This is a genomic window from Cyclobacterium roseum (genome assembly GCF_010119225.1).
Classification (GTDB): Bacteria; Bacteroidota; Bacteroidia; order Cytophagales; family Cyclobacteriaceae; genus Cyclobacterium; species Cyclobacterium roseum.
Map to the genome: position 1 here is coordinate 229,761 of NZ_WNKF01000002.1, position 16,450 is coordinate 246,210.

Below are 16,450 nucleotides of genomic sequence, written 5' to 3' on the forward strand. Positions count from 1 at the left end.
GGAAACAGTTCAAAAATACAGTATTTTTTCAATAAATAATAAAGGTGAAACTCCAACTTTCGTCCATAAATGAGGGTACCCTTTTCCACGCATCTTTTATTCCACTACCTTCAACACTCAGACATCACCACATCATCACATCATCAAACCATCCCCTTTCCTACTGCTACAAAAAAACCCGGAAGATCCGGGTTTTTTATTTTTTAGGAAATAGCTGAAATTATTATTTCAGAAAGAGCATTTCCCGGTATTTCACCAATGGCCAGTATTCGTCGTCCACCAGCAACTCCAGTTTATCGACTGCATACCTTATTTTATCAAAATAGGCATCCTTTACGTCGGAGCTGTATAGTTTTGCCCTTTTTGCAACATCCTCCTCCTTATTGACCCTTTTCCTTGCCTCAATCATATTGCTGACATTGGATTTCAGGGATTCTATATGCTTGGAAATTTCCTCGATGGTATCGATCGCTGCCCGGTGATCCAGCCCCAACCCTTTCAAGCCATTCGCATTGACTATCAATTTATTTTGATAGAGAATGGCGGTAGGAATAATGTGGTTAAGTGCCAAATCGCCCATCACACGGGATTCAATCTGTACTTTCATCACGTAATTTTCAAGCCTGATCTCATGACGGGCATGCAGTTCTTTTTCGTTTAACACATTGTGTCGTTTGTAAAGATCTGCCACTGGCTTGGTTAAAAGAACATCCAGTGCTTCCGCTGTACTTTTCAGATTGGACAGTCCGCGCTTTTCAGCTTCTTTTTCCCACTCTTCGGAATAACCATCGCCTTCGAACCTGATATTCTTACTTTCCTTGATATATTTTCTCAACACATCGACGATGGCCAATTTCTTTTCTTTACCGCTATCGATTTCTTTGTCGATATCCTTCTTCAATTCTTTGAGCACATCGGCAACAATCACATTCAATGCGGTCATCGGTCCGGCCGGGTTGGCGGTGGATCCTACGGCACGGAATTCAAATTTATTTCCGGTAAAAGCAAACGGAGAAGTTCGGTTACGATCCGTATTGTCCAATATGATTTCCGGGATTTTAGAAATTCCCAGCTTCATGTACATATTGTCCCCTTTTTCGATTTTGATATTTCCGTTTTTCTCCAGTTCATCCAGAATTCCGGTAAGGGTAGATCCAAGGAATATGGAGATAATTGCCGGAGGAGCTTCATTCGCACCCAAACGGAAGTCGTTACCTGCAGAAGCAATACTTGCTCGTAGCAAGTCTGCATTCTTATACACCGCCTTGATAGTGGCTACCAGGAAGCACAGAAATTGCAGGTTTTCCCTGGCAGAATTGCTGGGCTGAAATAGGTTAACACCCGTATCCGTGATCAGGGACCAGTTATTGTGCTTTCCACTTCCATTCAGTCCGGCGAAAGGTTTTTCGTGAAACAAAACCTTCAGCCCATGTTTTTCAGCCACCTTTTCCATCACATCCATCAGCAACAAATTGTGATCAGTCGCTTTGTTGATGTCTTCAAACAAGGGAGCTACTTCGAACTGACCGGGAGCCACCTCGTTGTGTCGGGTTGAAACAGGAATCCCCAATTTCAGGGCTTCTATTTCAAAATCCTTCATGTATTCCTTGACGCGGGAAGGGATGGATCCGAAATAGTGATCATCCAATTGCTGTCCTCTGGCAGGGTTGTGACCAAAAACAGTTCTACTGGCCATCACCAAATCAGGACGGGTAGCATACAAGGCCCGGTCAATGACAAAATATTCCTGCTCCACACCCAGGGAAGGATTGACCTTCTTAACGTTTCGGTCGAAATACTGGCAGATATCTACCGCCGCATTGTTGATCGCTTCGGTAGATCGAATGAGTGGGGTTTTAAAGTCCAGCGCCTCTCCCGTAAACGAAACAAATATAGTAGGAATACAAAGCGTCTGATCAAAAATAAAGATGGGCGAACTGGGATCCCAGGCCGTATATCCCCGGGCTTCGAAAGTGGTACGGATTCCTCCACTTGGAAAGGAAGAAGCATCCGGTTCCTGCTGCACCAAGGCACTGCCTTTGAATTTTTCCATGCCTGACAAGGCATCGAAGAAGGTATCGTGTTTTTCTGCAGTGGATCCGGTCAGGGGCTGAAACCAGTGCGTGTAATGGGTCGCACCTTTAGACAAGGCCCAGCTTTTAACAGCGGTGGCAACCTCATCAGCGGTTGACATATCTATTTTAGTTCCTTTGTCAATTGCTGTGCTGACTTTCTTAAATACAGGAGAAGCCAGGGTTTCCTGCATTTCTTTCAAGCCGAACACCTGTGATCCGAAATAATCGGAAATTTTTAAGGAGGGAGCTACAGCAGTAACCTTTGGTCTGCTCTGCACCTTCATTAATGCTTTTTGTCTTAGTGTTGCCATTGTTAGAGTTTATGGTTTAAAAACTACTTACAAATGTAGAAAAATAAATGAATTTTTAACAAAAATGGTGAAAATTAGAGGGAAGTGAGGCAATATTTACACTTTTGTCAAGAAAATACGGCCCTTTATCCATTAGACCCGCTAAAAAACCCTTCTTTCGCGAATTTTTTTGCAGAAATGGAAAAGCCAAACCTATTCACTAAATTTGCAACCGGGCAAAGAAATACCTTCGGTTTGAAAAAAGTAGCATTTTATACACTCGGTTGTAAATTAAATTACGCAGAAACCTCAACCATCAGCAGGATGTTTGAGCAAAAGGGGTATCTCAAGGTCTCCTTTGAAGATAACCCGGACATTTTTATTATCAATACCTGCTCGGTTACCGAGAATGCAGATAAGAAATGTAAAAAAATCGTTCGGGAGGCCAAGAAAATTTCCCCCAACGGATTTGTAGCCATTATCGGTTGCTATGCCCAACTGAAACCCAAGGAGATTTCAGAAATCAAAGGCGTCGATGCGGTATTGGGAGCTGCCGAGAAATTCAGACTACTGGAGTTGCTGGATGATTTTGCCGTGCAGCAGGAGGCAAGGGTTTTTGCTTCCGAAATTCAGGAAGCGCAGGAATTCCATCAGGCCTTTAGCATGCACGATCGTACCCGCACCTTTCTGAAGGTTCAGGATGGCTGCAATTATGGATGTGCTTTTTGTACCATTCCGCTAGCCAGGGGAAAAAGCCGTAGTGAAACCATCGCCAATATTCTTCGATCAGCGGAAGAGATCGCCCGCACAGATGTAAAAGAGGTGGTCCTAACGGGAGTGAATATTGGAGATTTCGGTATTCAAGAGGGCAAGCGTAAGGAAAAATTCATTGACCTGATTCAAGCCCTGGATGGGGTCAGTGGCATCGACCGCTTTCGTATCTCTTCGATCGAACCGAACCTGCTGACAAACGAGGCCATCACCTTTGTATCGCAGTCAGCCCGGTTTGTACCTCATTTTCATATTCCACTGCAATCAGGCAGCAACGCCCTGCTCCGGAAAATGGGGCGGCGGTACCTGAGAGAATTGTACCGGGACCGGGTAGAAAAAATAAAAACCCTGATGCCCCACTGCGGCATAGGAGTAGATGTGATCGTCGGTTTTCCAGGAGAAACAGAGGCACATTTTCTAGAAACCTATGAATTTCTGAATGCGTTGCCCGTATCGTATTTACACGTCTTTACCTATTCGGAGCGCGCCAATACCCGGGCAGCCGAAATGGAAGGCGTAGTACCCATGAAAATCAGGAACCAGCGGTCCCGCATGCTGCGAATTCTCTCCGAAAAAAAGCGAAGGGCTTTTTATGAAGAAAATCTGGGCAAAACCTTTCAGGTGCTATTTGAGGAAGACGTAACCGCTGGCTACATGCAGGGTTTCACTGAAAATTACATCCGCGTGAGTGCCAAATACGATCCGGTACTAATCAATGAAATCAAAACCGTCACGCTGACCGAAATAAATGACAAAGGAACGGTAGAGGTATGGGAACCGGAAAACGTGATTGCCAGTCACTGATGTGGGGGTAACGATTATATGCATTTTGCCGGGCAGCGGCATATCGGTTTGGTGTTAGGTGGTTAGGCATTTCCTCACATCCCCACATCATCACATCATCTCTTCGTCTCTCATTCACTAAGTCAAAAAAACGACCGGCGGTCAGGTAAATTGGGGAATTTATCCATTAGATACTGGAAGATTGGCTAATATCGCTTAAATTGGTTCAGTATTTAATTGATTGAACCCATTCGACTATTCCATGATCGCTTATCCACGGTGTTTTTACCTTGCGCTGGCCTTTTTGCTAACCATTTCTTTTTCATTTCCATCTTCTGCCCAGTCCCTGCCAGAGGATACAGTGGATCCATACGGGCCTATTTTGCTTTCCGAAAACGGAAGTTGGTGCTGGTTTCAGGATGAACGTGCCCTGCTGATCGATGATAAGGTGCTGTTTACCAGTGTAACTTCCGAAGGGTACAATACGGTAAGCGAATGGGACTTAAACAACCACCAAACCATTAGCAAGGTGCTCACCGAAGGCAGCCTCCCCGCAGACGATCACAACGTGGGGGCACTGATGCTGCGACCCGATGGAAAAATCCTGACCGTTTACTCCGGCCATAGCATTGATAGTCTGGTAAGATTCCGAAGCACCCGGGAACCCTTCGACATCCGCAGCTGGGAAGAAGAGTCCACGGTTCAACACCAGGGCCGGGTATGTTATGCCAACCTCTACCACCTGGAAGAAGAAGGCAAAACCTATAATTTTTTCCGGGGCAATGAAAACAATCCCCATTACCTGGTCTCTGAAGATTTTGGAGAAAGCTGGGAATCCGGAGGCAGGCTGTTCCAGTTTGAAGGGAGATCGTACCTGAAATACGTTTCGGATGGAAAAAGTCGCATACATTTTGTAACGACCGACGGCCATCCCCGGCATTTCAATAACAATATCTACCACGGCTACCTGGAAAATGGCCGGGCATACCGTTCCGATGGAACGCTGGTAGGACCATTGAGTACAGGCGAAACCAGTAATTTAAAGCCTTCAGATTTTACCCTGGTCTACGATGGCGACCTGCAAACCCGGACGGATGTAGCCTGGACCAGCGATATACAGTTGGACGAGGAAGGCATGCCGTACTTCGCTTTTTCGGTGACCAAAGATCCTATCAGCAGGGGCGAAACCGTAAATACAAGCCTGGGAGGTTTTGACCACCGGTACCACGATGCCCGATGGGATGGCAGCAATTGGGTTTCAACGGAAATGGCTTACGCGGGTAGCAGGCTTTATCCCGGAGAAAATGAATACACCGGACTGATCAGCCTTCACCCCAGCAGCAAAAACATTCTCTATTTTTCCGCAGATGTGCACCCTGAGACCGGACAACCACTGCTGGTAAATGGAGAACGAAGGTATGAGATCTTCCGGGCGGAACGGCAGACGCAGGATAGTCCCTGGCATTTCAGCCCCGTGACCTTCGGATCTGCTGAAGATAACATTCGTCCCATCGTACTCGCGGATTCAAACCGGGAGGTTATCCTTTGGCTTTCGGGCAGGTACAGTACCTATAGGGATTACCAATTAAAAGTATATGGCAAAATCCTGCCCAGCCCAGCAGAAAACAATATAGGGAAAGATAAAAAAATTACCTTTCTGATCAGTAAGGATCCGGATAATTACGAAGCGGATCTGACGGTTCCTTACCTGGCGATGAAGCTCGCAAAAGAAAACGGCTACCAAACCCAGGTAATCCTGGGGGAAGGCGAACGAACGGCCTTTCATTTACCTAAGCTGGAAACCATCGGTGATAGTGATCTACTGGTGTTATTTCTGCGAAGAATAGCCCTTTCTACAGATCAGATGGTACTCATTAGAAATCACCTTCAGGAAGGAAAACCGGTGATCGGCATACGAACGGCCAACCATGCCTTTTCGGTGCGTGAGGAAATTCCTTCCGGATTTGTAGACTGGTGGGACTTTGTGCCGGAGGTGTTGGGGCATGAAAACAAAGGATATGGGCCAGCCACCGAAAAAACCTACATTCAATTTATTAAAAAACCGGGAAAGGGTCTTTTATCAGGGATCGATCGGCAAACATGGAAGAGCGATGGCAATTTGTATCTGATTGGCAATAGCCTGGACCCGAAGGCTAAGGTACTGGTAAGTGGCATCTCCTCTGGAAAAAGCAACCCGATTGCCTTTAGACGAAAGGCAGGGAAAAGCAAGGTTTTTTACACCTCGCTGGGGTATCCTACCGACTTCACCCATCCCCACTTCCTGCAACTAATGAAAAATGCCATCCAATGGACATTAAAATAAATGATCATGGCATCAAAAACGGCACGCGCACATGGAAAACAAACGAATCAAACCCCTGGCATTATCCCAGTTTCCTATTTTCACCTTGTTGTTGGTGATGTGGGCAAGTCTGCCGCTTTTCGGGCAAAATAGCATGAACTGGAAAATCGGAACGGATAAATTCAAAATCACGCCACAGGCTCCCCTCTGGATGGCCGGTTATGGGCACCGGAACCAGCCAGCCCAGGGGAAGTTTAGCGAACTTTGGATCAAGGTAGTGGCTTTTGAGGATCAACAGGGTAATTCAGCCGTCTTGCTCACATCCGATCTACTGGGATTTCCTGGGGAAATGTCAGAGAAGATTCGCAGGGTCATCCACGAAAAACACGGGCTGACCAAATCTCAAGTGATTCTCAACAGTTCCCATACCCACTCCGGGCCAGTACTGGAGGCCGCCCTGTATGATATTTACCCACTGGACGAGGAACAGCGACAGCATATTTCGGAATACAGCCGCCAACTGGAGCAGGACATCGTAGAAAGCGTGGGCAGGGCCTTGGAGAACAGGGAACCTTCCCGGGTTTATGCCGGGAACGGTACCGCCCGGTTTCAGGTGAACCGGCGAAACAACAAGGAAAGTGAAATTCACCTGCTGACCGAACTGAAGGGCCCCATAGACCATGCTGTTCCGGTGATCAAAATTACCGACTTACAGGATAACCTTACGGCTGTTGTTTTTGGTTATGCCTGCCATCCTACCGTGCTGAGCCAATACTCCTGGTCTGCCGATTATCCGGGATATGCGCAGGAAGCGCTTGAGGCAAATCATCCGGGTGCCATGGCCCTCTTTTTTCAGGGGGCTGCCGGGGATCAAAACCCACTTCCCCGACGCACACTCCCACTGGCCAGGCAGTATGGAAGCGCATTGGCCGCGGCAGTAGAAAGGGTATTGGAAGAAGACATGAAATCATTGGAGCCGGAATTAAGCCACGCCTATGAAGAAATCGACCTGGCGCTGAATCCTCCCATGAGCCGGGAAACCTTGGAAACGATGATAGCCGAAGAAAATGGCTATATGAAGCGATGGGCCGAACGGATGCTAGAGGAACAACAACGAGGACAAAAACCCGATTCCTCCTACCCTTTTCCCATACAAATCTGGAAGTTGGGAGAGCAGGTTCTTTTCTCCATGGGAGGGGAATCCACCATCGGATATGCCAACCGCCTGAAAGCCAAATATGGGCCGGAAGTATTTGTAATGGCCTATAGCAACGATGTCATGGGATACATCCCCACAGAAACCATCTTAAAAGAAGGGGGATACGAGGGCTATTCCTCTCAAATGGTCTATGGCCTGCACAACACCTGGAAAGCCGGTTTGGAAGCGCAAATTCTCTCCGCTTTTGATACCCTGGCCCGACAACTAACAATTACTGAAAATCCTTAATTCAACATCTCAAAACAAATAGTATGGAACGACTCAAATATGTATTTCTAATTGCCATGGTAGGCGTTTTATTTTTAGGTACTACTCAATTGCAAGCACAGGGTAGCGATTACGAGGTGTTATTTGACGGGCAGTCCTTGGAAAAGTGGCGAGGGAAACAGTCCGCTGATTTTCCTCAAAAAGGATGGAAGGTGAAAGATGGCTTGCTTTTTTTGGATAGCAAGGGAGGGGGAGATATCATCACCCGAAAAAAATACGCTGACTTTGAATTGGTATTTGAATTTAACCTCACCCCTTCCGCCAATAGTGGTATCAAGTACTTTGTGGACACACTTTACAATGGAGAAACGGGGAAAATGATGGTAAATGGCCCTGAATATCAGATAATTGACGATTACAATTACCCTGGCATAAAAGAAGACCCCAACGGGCTGAGTTCTACCGCTGCTGCGTATCTCTTTTATCCTCCAAAAAATAAAACCCTTCACCCTGCCGGAGAATGGAATACGGGCAAGATTGTGGCCAAAGGAAAAAAAGTAACGCACTGGCTCAATGGTAAAAAGGTGGTCAGCTACCAGCGTGGGAGCAAGGACTTTCTAAAAAAGAAAGCATCCAATAAGTTTAAAGACGACACCGAATATGGAGAGCTGGAAAGCGGTCATATCCTCCTGACCGACCATGGCGATAAAGTGTATTTCCGGAATATCAAAATCAAGGAATTATAAATCCGGAATTGAACTGATGTGAAAAATCGGCTCTGAATGGGAATAGGGACGTACCTTTTTTTCTCGCGGTGAACGCAAAGAAGACGCGGCGGGTGCTTTCTTGCTAAGTACTTCTGCTGGAAGACTCCCCGTTGCGGTCTCTGCACCTTTGCTAAGATCGTGGCGTGAAACCCTCAATTTTTCTCGCGGCGACCGCAAAGAAGGCGCGGCGGACGCGGCGAGGGCTTTTATGCTTTCCTAATACATTATCCGCTATTCTGCTTGTTTGAAGTAATGCATCCCCGTGTAGTAAACCCGCTGCGGGCTCTGCGAATTCGCTGCGATCGCTGCGTGAAACCCTCTTTTTTTCTCGCGGCGGCCGCAAAGAAGGCGCGGCGGACGCGGCGAGTGCTTTTATGCCTTCCCAATACATTATCCGCTATTCTGCTTGTTTGAAGTAATAAATCCCCGCGTAGTAAACCCGCTGCGGGCTCTGCGAATTCGCTGCGATCGCTGCGTGAAACCCTTGTACATACATCTGCTTATTTATATTCCTCCAGCATCAACTCCAGCCTGTCTTCCATATGCTCGTTGATTTTCGAATCGCGGGTCAGTTCCCAATAGCTCTGATCCGTTAAGACCAATACCTGTGTGGCGACGATCCAGCTTTGCGTCCAACCCGTGAGGGTACCCCAGGCTCCCCAGCCCACGTCGGCATTAGAAGCCCAGAATTCCCATCGTTCGAAGTCAAAAGCGCGGAACCAGGCACCATCAATGTCTTCAAACCGATCGCTTTTTACTTGTATTCTTGTCAAAAAATCGGATAATTTCTGCAAAGCGGCTACATACTTGGGATTACCCGTGGCCTGGGCTGCCTCATTCAGACTAAAAAACGCAAAATTACTGGTATACAACATATCGGCAATGGGATCACCATTTTCAAAAATAAGGGGAGCCTCGTGCAAACCATACTCCTGATTGGATCGGGTACGACCATACCTTCCTTTATCGTTGCCTCCCAATTCTTCCCGGATGGCCCCGCTTTCCACCTGGTTTTCCAATAACTTGCTTACAATACGGTCCAGCCAGGCGCGGTGTTCAGGGGTATCTTCCACCCGGACCAGCCAGGCCAGGGGCAAAATCATTCGGGCCCTTTCCTGCTGTATGCCATTGGTCCACAGCCATTCTTCAGGATAGGCATCCATGGTGATTCTAATGGCTGTTTTTGCCTTTTCCAAAAGTGGTTCGTAGCCGGTTTTATCATACAACCACAGGTAGAGAGCCCACATCCAGGATTCAAAATGAGGTGCCGGGTTGACGAGATCCCTATTCCAGTAATGCTTCCATCCCAGTCGCTGCAAATCCTTATTTTCAATCCGGTTGATTCGAAAACCTTGCTTGCCCGTGGTTCGGAAATTGGCAAGAATGGCTTCGGTCATTTCCTGATTCCAGGTATCCCTTTCCATAAAGGCCATGGCACCCAAAATCCCCAGAATGGCGCGGGCATTATCGTCACCATAATAAACATGGGGATGGGTATGGGACCAGCCGATCAAGCCGAAGGCGGCTGAATCGGGATGGTTTCGGGGACCCTTTCTTAAGTTTTCGCTAAAAATAAAGTCTACCAAATTTTCGGCAATAGTAAAATGATCCGGCTGATCCAATAAGCTCCCGGCAGCAGCCAGGGCAAAAGCTCCCTCCCCTTGCACATCGGCCCTGATCCAATAGCGGTATTGCTGGCTGCCATCGAAATAAATATTGGAAGAGTGTCCTTCCAGCAGGCCCTCGCTCCCATCACCAATAGGAAAATCCCTGGGAACCGGCGGTCCAACTGGATTCGTCCCGTCTCCCTGGTAGCGCAACCAGCGGTCTTTCCATTCGGGGTGTATATAGAATTTCCCTCTGGAAAACCAGTCTACCCCATTTTTTACGCTATTTTCCTTGTCTGCCCGGGTGAGTGGCCTATCGGCATCAAAGGCAGGCTCCAGGTAGCGTGGCCAGTTCGAAAAGGTAAACTCCTGCTTATCGGTAAGTTGAGTGATCAGGTGCGCCCATACCTTTTTCCAATGCTCCTGAGGTCCATACCGGCCTTTGGCAAAGTCAGAAAGCTTTGTCAAGGCAACAAAACCCGAACCCTTCGAAACTAACAATGGGTGCACCGGCACCCCTTCCAATCCGTAGGGAGCAGTATCTAAACCAGCCACTTTGGCCAAAACCAACAAGGGATCGGAGGCCTCCACGGGAATCAGGTGGCAGTCATTGATGCCCAAAATGCGCATGGCCGGGAGGCTTTCTCCAAAATGATCCCCCGCTACCACTCCCCTTTCCAGCCGCGTTCGCATCACTTGGCCCTGGCTGTTTACCCCCGGAATGTCTTCCGGAAACTCCAGGTAATAACGCACGCGCTTTTCGTTCATAACTTGAAAAAAATCCTTTGCTAGCTGAAGCCTGTGGCGGGGGTACTGGTCTGCCAGCAAGAGCAGCGTAGCCGCTGGGGGAATCTCATTCATGGCGGTTTCGCTGTCGGGGTAAAATTCCAACTTAAAACCTTCTCCTGAAAGCCAGCCAAGCAAATCGGTTTCGGGTTTTCCCACCACATGAATGGTTTGTCCCCTACCATTGCTACCATTCAATACCAACATAACCAATAAAAAGAAGCCGTACTTGCGCATAAAAGAAAGGATCTGTCTCTAATAACTATCAACAGGCAATATACGGCATTAGGCTTGGATCTGAAACCCCAAAGTGAGGAGACAAATTGAATTTTACCGGTAAAATTTAGGAATTATAATACATTGACTTGCAATTATTTAGCCATCCACTTGAAATAATCACTAAGGAATAGTGAAAAAGAACAGAAATTCTTAAATTTAAAAAAACATTCTTTAAATCAATTAAAATGCATTTCAGATTCTTATTCGCATGGATTCTTCTTTTTTCTGGCGGAAATGCGAGCTTTGCGTCGGATCTGGCTTTTAAAGATTCCATACTTAGGGAAAGTGCTCCTGGCGAGCAGTCCTGGAGGATCATAAATAAGGGAGCTGGTGGAAATAATTCCATGGATCTGTTGGCAAGGCTGGACGGGGATGTATTGACTGAAAACCCCGATATGGTTTTTATCCTGGCGGGCATGCACGACATGATTAACCTGCATAAATTTTTGGATTACGGCACTTTTCGGAAATCTTACCAAAAGATCATCAGCAAGCTTAAGGAAGCGGGAATAGAAACGGTATTAATGAACCTCACCCCGGTAGATACCAACGCCATTTCCGGCAGGTATGAATTATCTTTTTTTGATTCCCCACCTTTAATGCGAATCCAAAGGGCAAATGAAATCATCGCCGATCTGGCCAAAGTAAACGGACTGCCGATGATTGACCTCTATCAGGAATTTATTTCCAGAAACTCTCCCAATCCCGGCAAAAGTTCGCTGATTCGGAACGTAGCTAATTCCGGAAAAGCAGATGGAGTCCATCCTACCAGTGAAGGTAATCGAATCATTGCCGAACAAATTTTTAACTTTTTAGTCGCTAAGGGAAAAATAACGGAAAAGAAAAGCATGGTCTTTTTTGGTGATAGCATCACTTTTGGGCAGGGAGTAGAAGGAAGCGGTACCAGCCAGGGGCAGACGTTTCCCGCCTACCTTAAAAAAATGATCCAGTGGGATGAATTGGCACCCTACTTTTCCATTCCTTATGAATACGAAGAAGTGGAAGGAAATTTCAGTGATCCATTCGTTTTCGATGATGGTCAGGTGGTAAATGACCTGGCCGATTGGAAGGAAAGAAGAAAAGAAATCCTTCAAAAATGGCACGAACTAATGGGGAAATGGCCGGAGATGAATACACAGCCAACGTTCGAAATTTTAGATACCAGGGAAAGAGAAGGTTTTGTCCAAAAAAAGATTCGATTTGAGTGGGTTCCCGGGCAATGGACCGAGGGCTATTTACTGCTTCCCCATGGTGCTGAAAACCGGCCAGCGGTAGTTACCGTTTATTACGAGCCGGAAACAGCTATTGGCGAGGGAAAACCTAACCGTGATTTTGCACTGCAACTGGCAAAACGCGGATTTGTTACCCTATCCCTTGGCACCAAGGCCACCACAGAGAATCAAACCTATTCGATTTATTATCCGCATATTGACAGTGCCAGGGTACAGCCCCTTTCCATGCTGGCCTACGCGGCGGGCAACGCCTGGCACCTCCTTGCTTCCCTCCCCGAAGTGGATAAGAAAAAAATTGGTATCACCGGCCATTCTTATGGTGGTAAATGGGCCATGTTTGCTTCCTGCCTCTTCGAAAAATACGCAGCGGCAGCCTGGTCGGATCCCGGAATCGTATTCGACGAAACCAGACCGGACATTAACTACTGGGAACCCTGGTACCTGGGCTACCATCCCAAACCCTGGAGGGACCGGGGAATTCCTACCGAAGAAAATCCTGCCAAAGGGCTCTATCCGGAGTTGGTAAAAAAAGAAATGAACCTTCACGAATTGCACGTACTGATGGCTCCAAGACCTTTTTTGGTTTCAGGAGGCTCGGAAGATTCGCAGGACCGTTGGGTTCCTCTGAATTACAGCTTGAGAGCAAACAATTTGTATGGAGCAAAAAACCGGGTCGGCATGAGTAACCGTCCGGACCATTCTCCAAGTCCCGATTCCAACGAAATCATTTATTCATTTTTTGAATACTACCTCGCTCCCTGAAAATCAACCAAAAAACCTATTGAAGTTTTCCCTGACAAATACATCGTCATTCAGCCAGGGGTAATCGGCGTAGATCCGGTCGATCTCTTCTACTTGCCCTGGAGATAATTTTTCTTTCTCACTGAGGCACCAGATTCCGGATAGCAATCCTTGTCTCCTAAGAATCTCGTGAATACCGGAAATACACCCCTTAAATTGATGTTTGGGATCAAAAATTGCCGCATTGGCATCGGTAATCTGCACCCCAAGCTCTAGAAGTTCTCTTATTCCTTCTCCTTTATTATCCAGACATTTTTTCACTTCTTCGAGCAGGGTTACCGCTTGGGAAGTCCAGACGGCCCAGTGCCCTAACAACCCGCCAACGATCCTTTTGGTTACCTTTTGCCCATTTACCAGCAGCGTATAATCCGTCAATAAATCGGCAACGATATTGTCATCGTTGCCTGTGTACAAGGCTATCTGCTCCGGCCTCCCGGAAGCACATACCGCCCGTACCACATCCAGGGTTTGGTACCGGTTAAAAGGAGCCATTTTTATGGCTTTTACATTGGGAATCTGGGCAAAATCTTTCCAAAAGTCATAACTCAATAACCTCCCGCCAGCGGAAGGCTGCAGGTAAAACCCAAAGAGGGGAATTTGTTCGCCTACTTTCTCGGCCCGGGCAATTAAGTCCTTTTCAGACCAGTCGCCCAATCCTCCCGCACTAAGTAACCCCAAATCGTAGCCCAGGTCTCTTGCCAGCACTGCTTCATCCAGTGCCTGTTGGGTATTCCCCACGATTCCGGCCACCTTAATAAAGGGCCGATCAGGTGCCGCTGCCTTAACTTCTTCCATGGCCATTTCCAAAACCGGTTTGAACAAACCGTATTGCTTATCGCGAATTTCAAACTGGGTGCTATGTACGCCTACCGCCATGCCACCGGCACCAGAGGCCAGGTAATAACGTGTCAATGCCCGTTGGTGCCTTTCGTCCAACTGGCGGCGTTCATTCAATGCCAACGGATGAGCAGGGATGACGGTGCCTTCCTGCAGTTGCTTTTCTATTCGGGGGGCTATCGGATGCATAAGAATCTAAAATTTTCCTTCTCTTTCCTGAAAATGGGTTGGTTTGTTTAAGGTAGCACCATCCTCCTGTATCCAGGCTGCAGTCATTTCTATCATCTCCAGCAGGGACACGGAAGGATAGCCAAACAGGCGGTGGCAAAGGGAGGCATTGCTTAATAAAGCCATGGGCTCGGGTTCATTGATAAACACCGGTGTTTTGTTTAGGAGCTCACCAAATTTGGCTGCGACCTGGCGTATACTCACGGTCTCCGGGCCGGTCACATTAAGTAGCCTGGGAGGGCTGCTAACATGTAACAGGGATCGAATAGCTATTTCATTGGCATCTCCCTGCCAAATCACATTCATGTGGCCACTTCTCAAATCAATGGGCTGCCCCTTTTCCACCATCTTACCAATTTCCAGGAGGTTTCCATACCGCATATCAATGGCATAGTTCAGTCGGTAAATCAGCATGGGAATCCGGTATTGATGGCTAAAGTATTCAAAAATCCGTTCCCGGCCCAAACAGGATTGAGCATACTCTCCCAAGGGTTCCGGCAGGGTGGTTTCCGACGCGCCCCCGGAAGCATAATGCACAAAGGGGTATACATTTCCGCTGGAAAAAACCACTATCCGCGAATCCCTGAATTTTTCCGACACCCTTCCGGGCAGGTAGGCATTCATTGCCCAGGTAGTGTGCGCCTCGCCGCTGGTTCCGAATTTTTTACCTGCCAGGTAGATGACATTTTTTGCAGGGGGCAATGCCTGCAGGTCCTCGTCATGGAGGAGGTCTGCACGAATGCATCGAACACCCTCCTGTTCCAGTTCCTGTTTTATACTTTCGTCTGAAAACCGGGATACCCCGATCACCTCCTTCTTAATGCCGGCCTCTTGAATCGCCCGTACCAGCAACCTGGCAAGACTGGGTCCCATTTTACCGGCCACCCCCAACAGAAGAATATCACCATCGATTTGATGGATATCCTTCACCAATGCGGGCGAAGGCTTACTTAATTTTTCTTCGAGTGCTGCTATGGTTTTCATGGTTTACGCTATTTGGGGTTTACTAGCTTACTGGTTGCAATTTTTAAACATTTTATCTTAAATGAAACTTTTTCACTAAAAGAACAGGACGTAGGCATTGCTGACTGCCAATGTCAGTAAAACCAACAATCCAATGGCTCCCAGCAATCGGGTCCCTATCCCATTTTTCATATTTCCCATTATTTTTTCATCATTTCCGATCAGGAAGATGCCAAGGCCAATAAACGGAACGGCAAAAATGGTAATGCCCTGGGCAAAAACAATCAACTCCAACGGCAGGCGCCCAAAAATCAATGCCACAGCCGCCCCTATGACGATGACCAGGGTGATTAAAACCTTCACCCGAACACTATTCAGGTCCCTGCCCATGGATAGTGCGTCTGCCAACAAGGTACCACCAATGGTGGCATTGCCCAGAAGCGAGGAAAAAGAAGCGCCAAACAACCCCACCATAAATACCAGGAAGGAAAATTTGCCATACACAGGCTCCAGGGCCATGCCCATATCCGCAGCAGAATTGACTCCGATGCCCTTGGGATACAGAATCGTCGCCGCACTTAACATGATCATTGATGAAATCAATCCTAATACGACTATTCCCGTGAAGCTCTCTCGAAGGGCATCCCCTTTCTGTTCTTTTTTCCATCCTTTTTCCTGCACCAGATAAGCCTGGTAAAAAGCTCCGGCAATGGAAAAACTGGAAGCTACCAACGCAATTACCAAAATAAAAGCCCCTGGAGGAATCGAAGGTGTAAAACCGGATACAATATTATCAAAAGAGGGTGGGGCCAACACAAGGGTGAAAAAAAATGAAACTACCATGATGGTCACCATGACGATCATCACTTTTTCCAATATGCGGTAAAACGATTTGAAGAAGAGCAGGGAAATGGCTAACAGGGAGATGATCAATATCCAGACAGCGTTTGAACTGCCCAGGGATTCGGATAATGCCATGCCAGCACCTACTGTATTTCCAGCCTGAAAAGATGCCGTTACAAAGAAAATCCCCAATCCTGCCACCCAGGCTGCCAGGTTTCCCCATTTTTGCCGGAAGATACTTATCAGCGAAACCTCAGAGGCCAAGCCTATCCGTGCACCCATCCCGGTATATGTAATCATTAACACAACGGCAATTGCGATGACCCAGAGCAATTGGAACCCATAGATTGCCCCCAATTTGGAAGTGATGGTCAGGCTACCCGGACCAAATACCAGGGCTGCGGTGATCAGGCCCGGTCCCAGGGATTTCAACCATCGCTTCAACATGGCAGGAACGGGA

Annotated in this window: 10 protein-coding genes; 5 read left to right on the forward strand and 5 right to left on the reverse strand. The window is 47.3% G+C overall.

The genetic code is table 11. The annotated features are described in order from the left end of the window. Window positions 1-223 precede the first annotated feature (223 nt). Entirely contained in the window at window positions 224-2,386 is a 2,163-nt protein-coding gene (locus GJQ68_RS03545; protein WP_202927868.1) for a glutamine synthetase III family protein, read from the reverse strand. 234 nt (window positions 2,387-2,620) lie between these two features. Here GJQ68_RS03545 and mtaB point away from each other — a divergent pair, with 234 nt between their 5' ends. The 4 genes from mtaB to GJQ68_RS03565 all read left to right on the forward strand — a co-directional run bounded on the left by mtaB (window position 2,621) and on the right by GJQ68_RS03565 (window position 8,393). Further along, complete coding sequence (gene mtaB / locus GJQ68_RS03550; RefSeq protein ID WP_162415933.1) at window positions 2,621-3,940, forward strand: tRNA (N(6)-L-threonylcarbamoyladenosine(37)-C(2))-methylthiotransferase MtaB; 1,320 nt, start codon at window positions 2,621-2,623, stop codon at window positions 3,938-3,940. Between the two features lie 241 nt (window positions 3,941-4,181). Beyond that, the gene (locus GJQ68_RS03555) at window positions 4,182-6,242 is read left to right on the forward strand and encodes a BNR-4 repeat-containing protein (RefSeq protein WP_235941067.1); all 2,061 of its coding nucleotides are present in this window, start codon (window positions 4,182-4,184) and stop codon (window positions 6,240-6,242) included. 31 nt (window positions 6,243-6,273) lie between these two features. Further along, the gene (locus GJQ68_RS03560) at window positions 6,274-7,668 is read left to right on the forward strand and encodes a neutral/alkaline non-lysosomal ceramidase N-terminal domain-containing protein (protein ID WP_202927869.1); all 1,395 of its coding nucleotides are present in this window, start codon (window positions 6,274-6,276) and stop codon (window positions 7,666-7,668) included. A gap of 23 nt (window positions 7,669-7,691) precedes the next feature. Continuing rightward, window positions 7,692-8,393 carry a 3-keto-disaccharide hydrolase gene (locus GJQ68_RS03565; protein WP_162415935.1) on the forward strand — a complete coding sequence of 234 codons (702 nt, stop codon included), beginning with the start codon at window positions 7,692-7,694 and terminating at the stop codon, window positions 8,391-8,393. Window positions 8,394-8,914: 521 nt separating this feature from the next. Here GJQ68_RS03565 and GJQ68_RS03570 read toward each other — a convergent pair. Continuing rightward, window positions 8,915-11,044 (reverse strand): hypothetical protein, encoded by a 2,130-nt coding sequence (locus GJQ68_RS03570; RefSeq protein ID WP_162415936.1) that lies wholly within the window; start codon window positions 11,042-11,044, stop codon window positions 8,915-8,917. 227 nt (window positions 11,045-11,271) lie between these two features. Between GJQ68_RS03570 and GJQ68_RS03575 the strand changes: the two genes are divergently transcribed. Next, complete coding sequence (locus GJQ68_RS03575) at window positions 11,272-13,080, forward strand: GDSL-type esterase/lipase family protein (RefSeq protein WP_162415937.1); 1,809 nt, start codon at window positions 11,272-11,274, stop codon at window positions 13,078-13,080. Between the two features lie 3 nt (window positions 13,081-13,083). Here the strand turns inward: GJQ68_RS03575 and GJQ68_RS03580 are convergent, their stop codons facing one another. From GJQ68_RS03580 to GJQ68_RS03590, 3 genes are all read right to left on the reverse strand, one after another. Further along, window positions 13,084-14,145, reverse strand: coding sequence for a dihydrodipicolinate synthase family protein (locus GJQ68_RS03580; protein ID WP_162415938.1), 1,062 nt, complete (start codon window positions 14,143-14,145; stop codon window positions 13,084-13,086). Between the two features lie 6 nt (window positions 14,146-14,151). After that, window positions 14,152-15,168, reverse strand: coding sequence for an NAD-dependent epimerase/dehydratase family protein (locus tag GJQ68_RS03585; RefSeq protein WP_162415939.1), 1,017 nt, complete (start codon window positions 15,166-15,168; stop codon window positions 14,152-14,154). A 75-nt stretch (window positions 15,169-15,243) separates the two neighbouring features. Next, a complete protein-coding gene (locus GJQ68_RS03590) occupies window positions 15,244-16,437 on the reverse strand; it encodes an Nramp family divalent metal transporter (protein ID WP_162415940.1) in 1,194 nt (397 codons plus the stop codon). Between the last annotated feature and the right edge of the window lie 13 nt (window positions 16,438-16,450).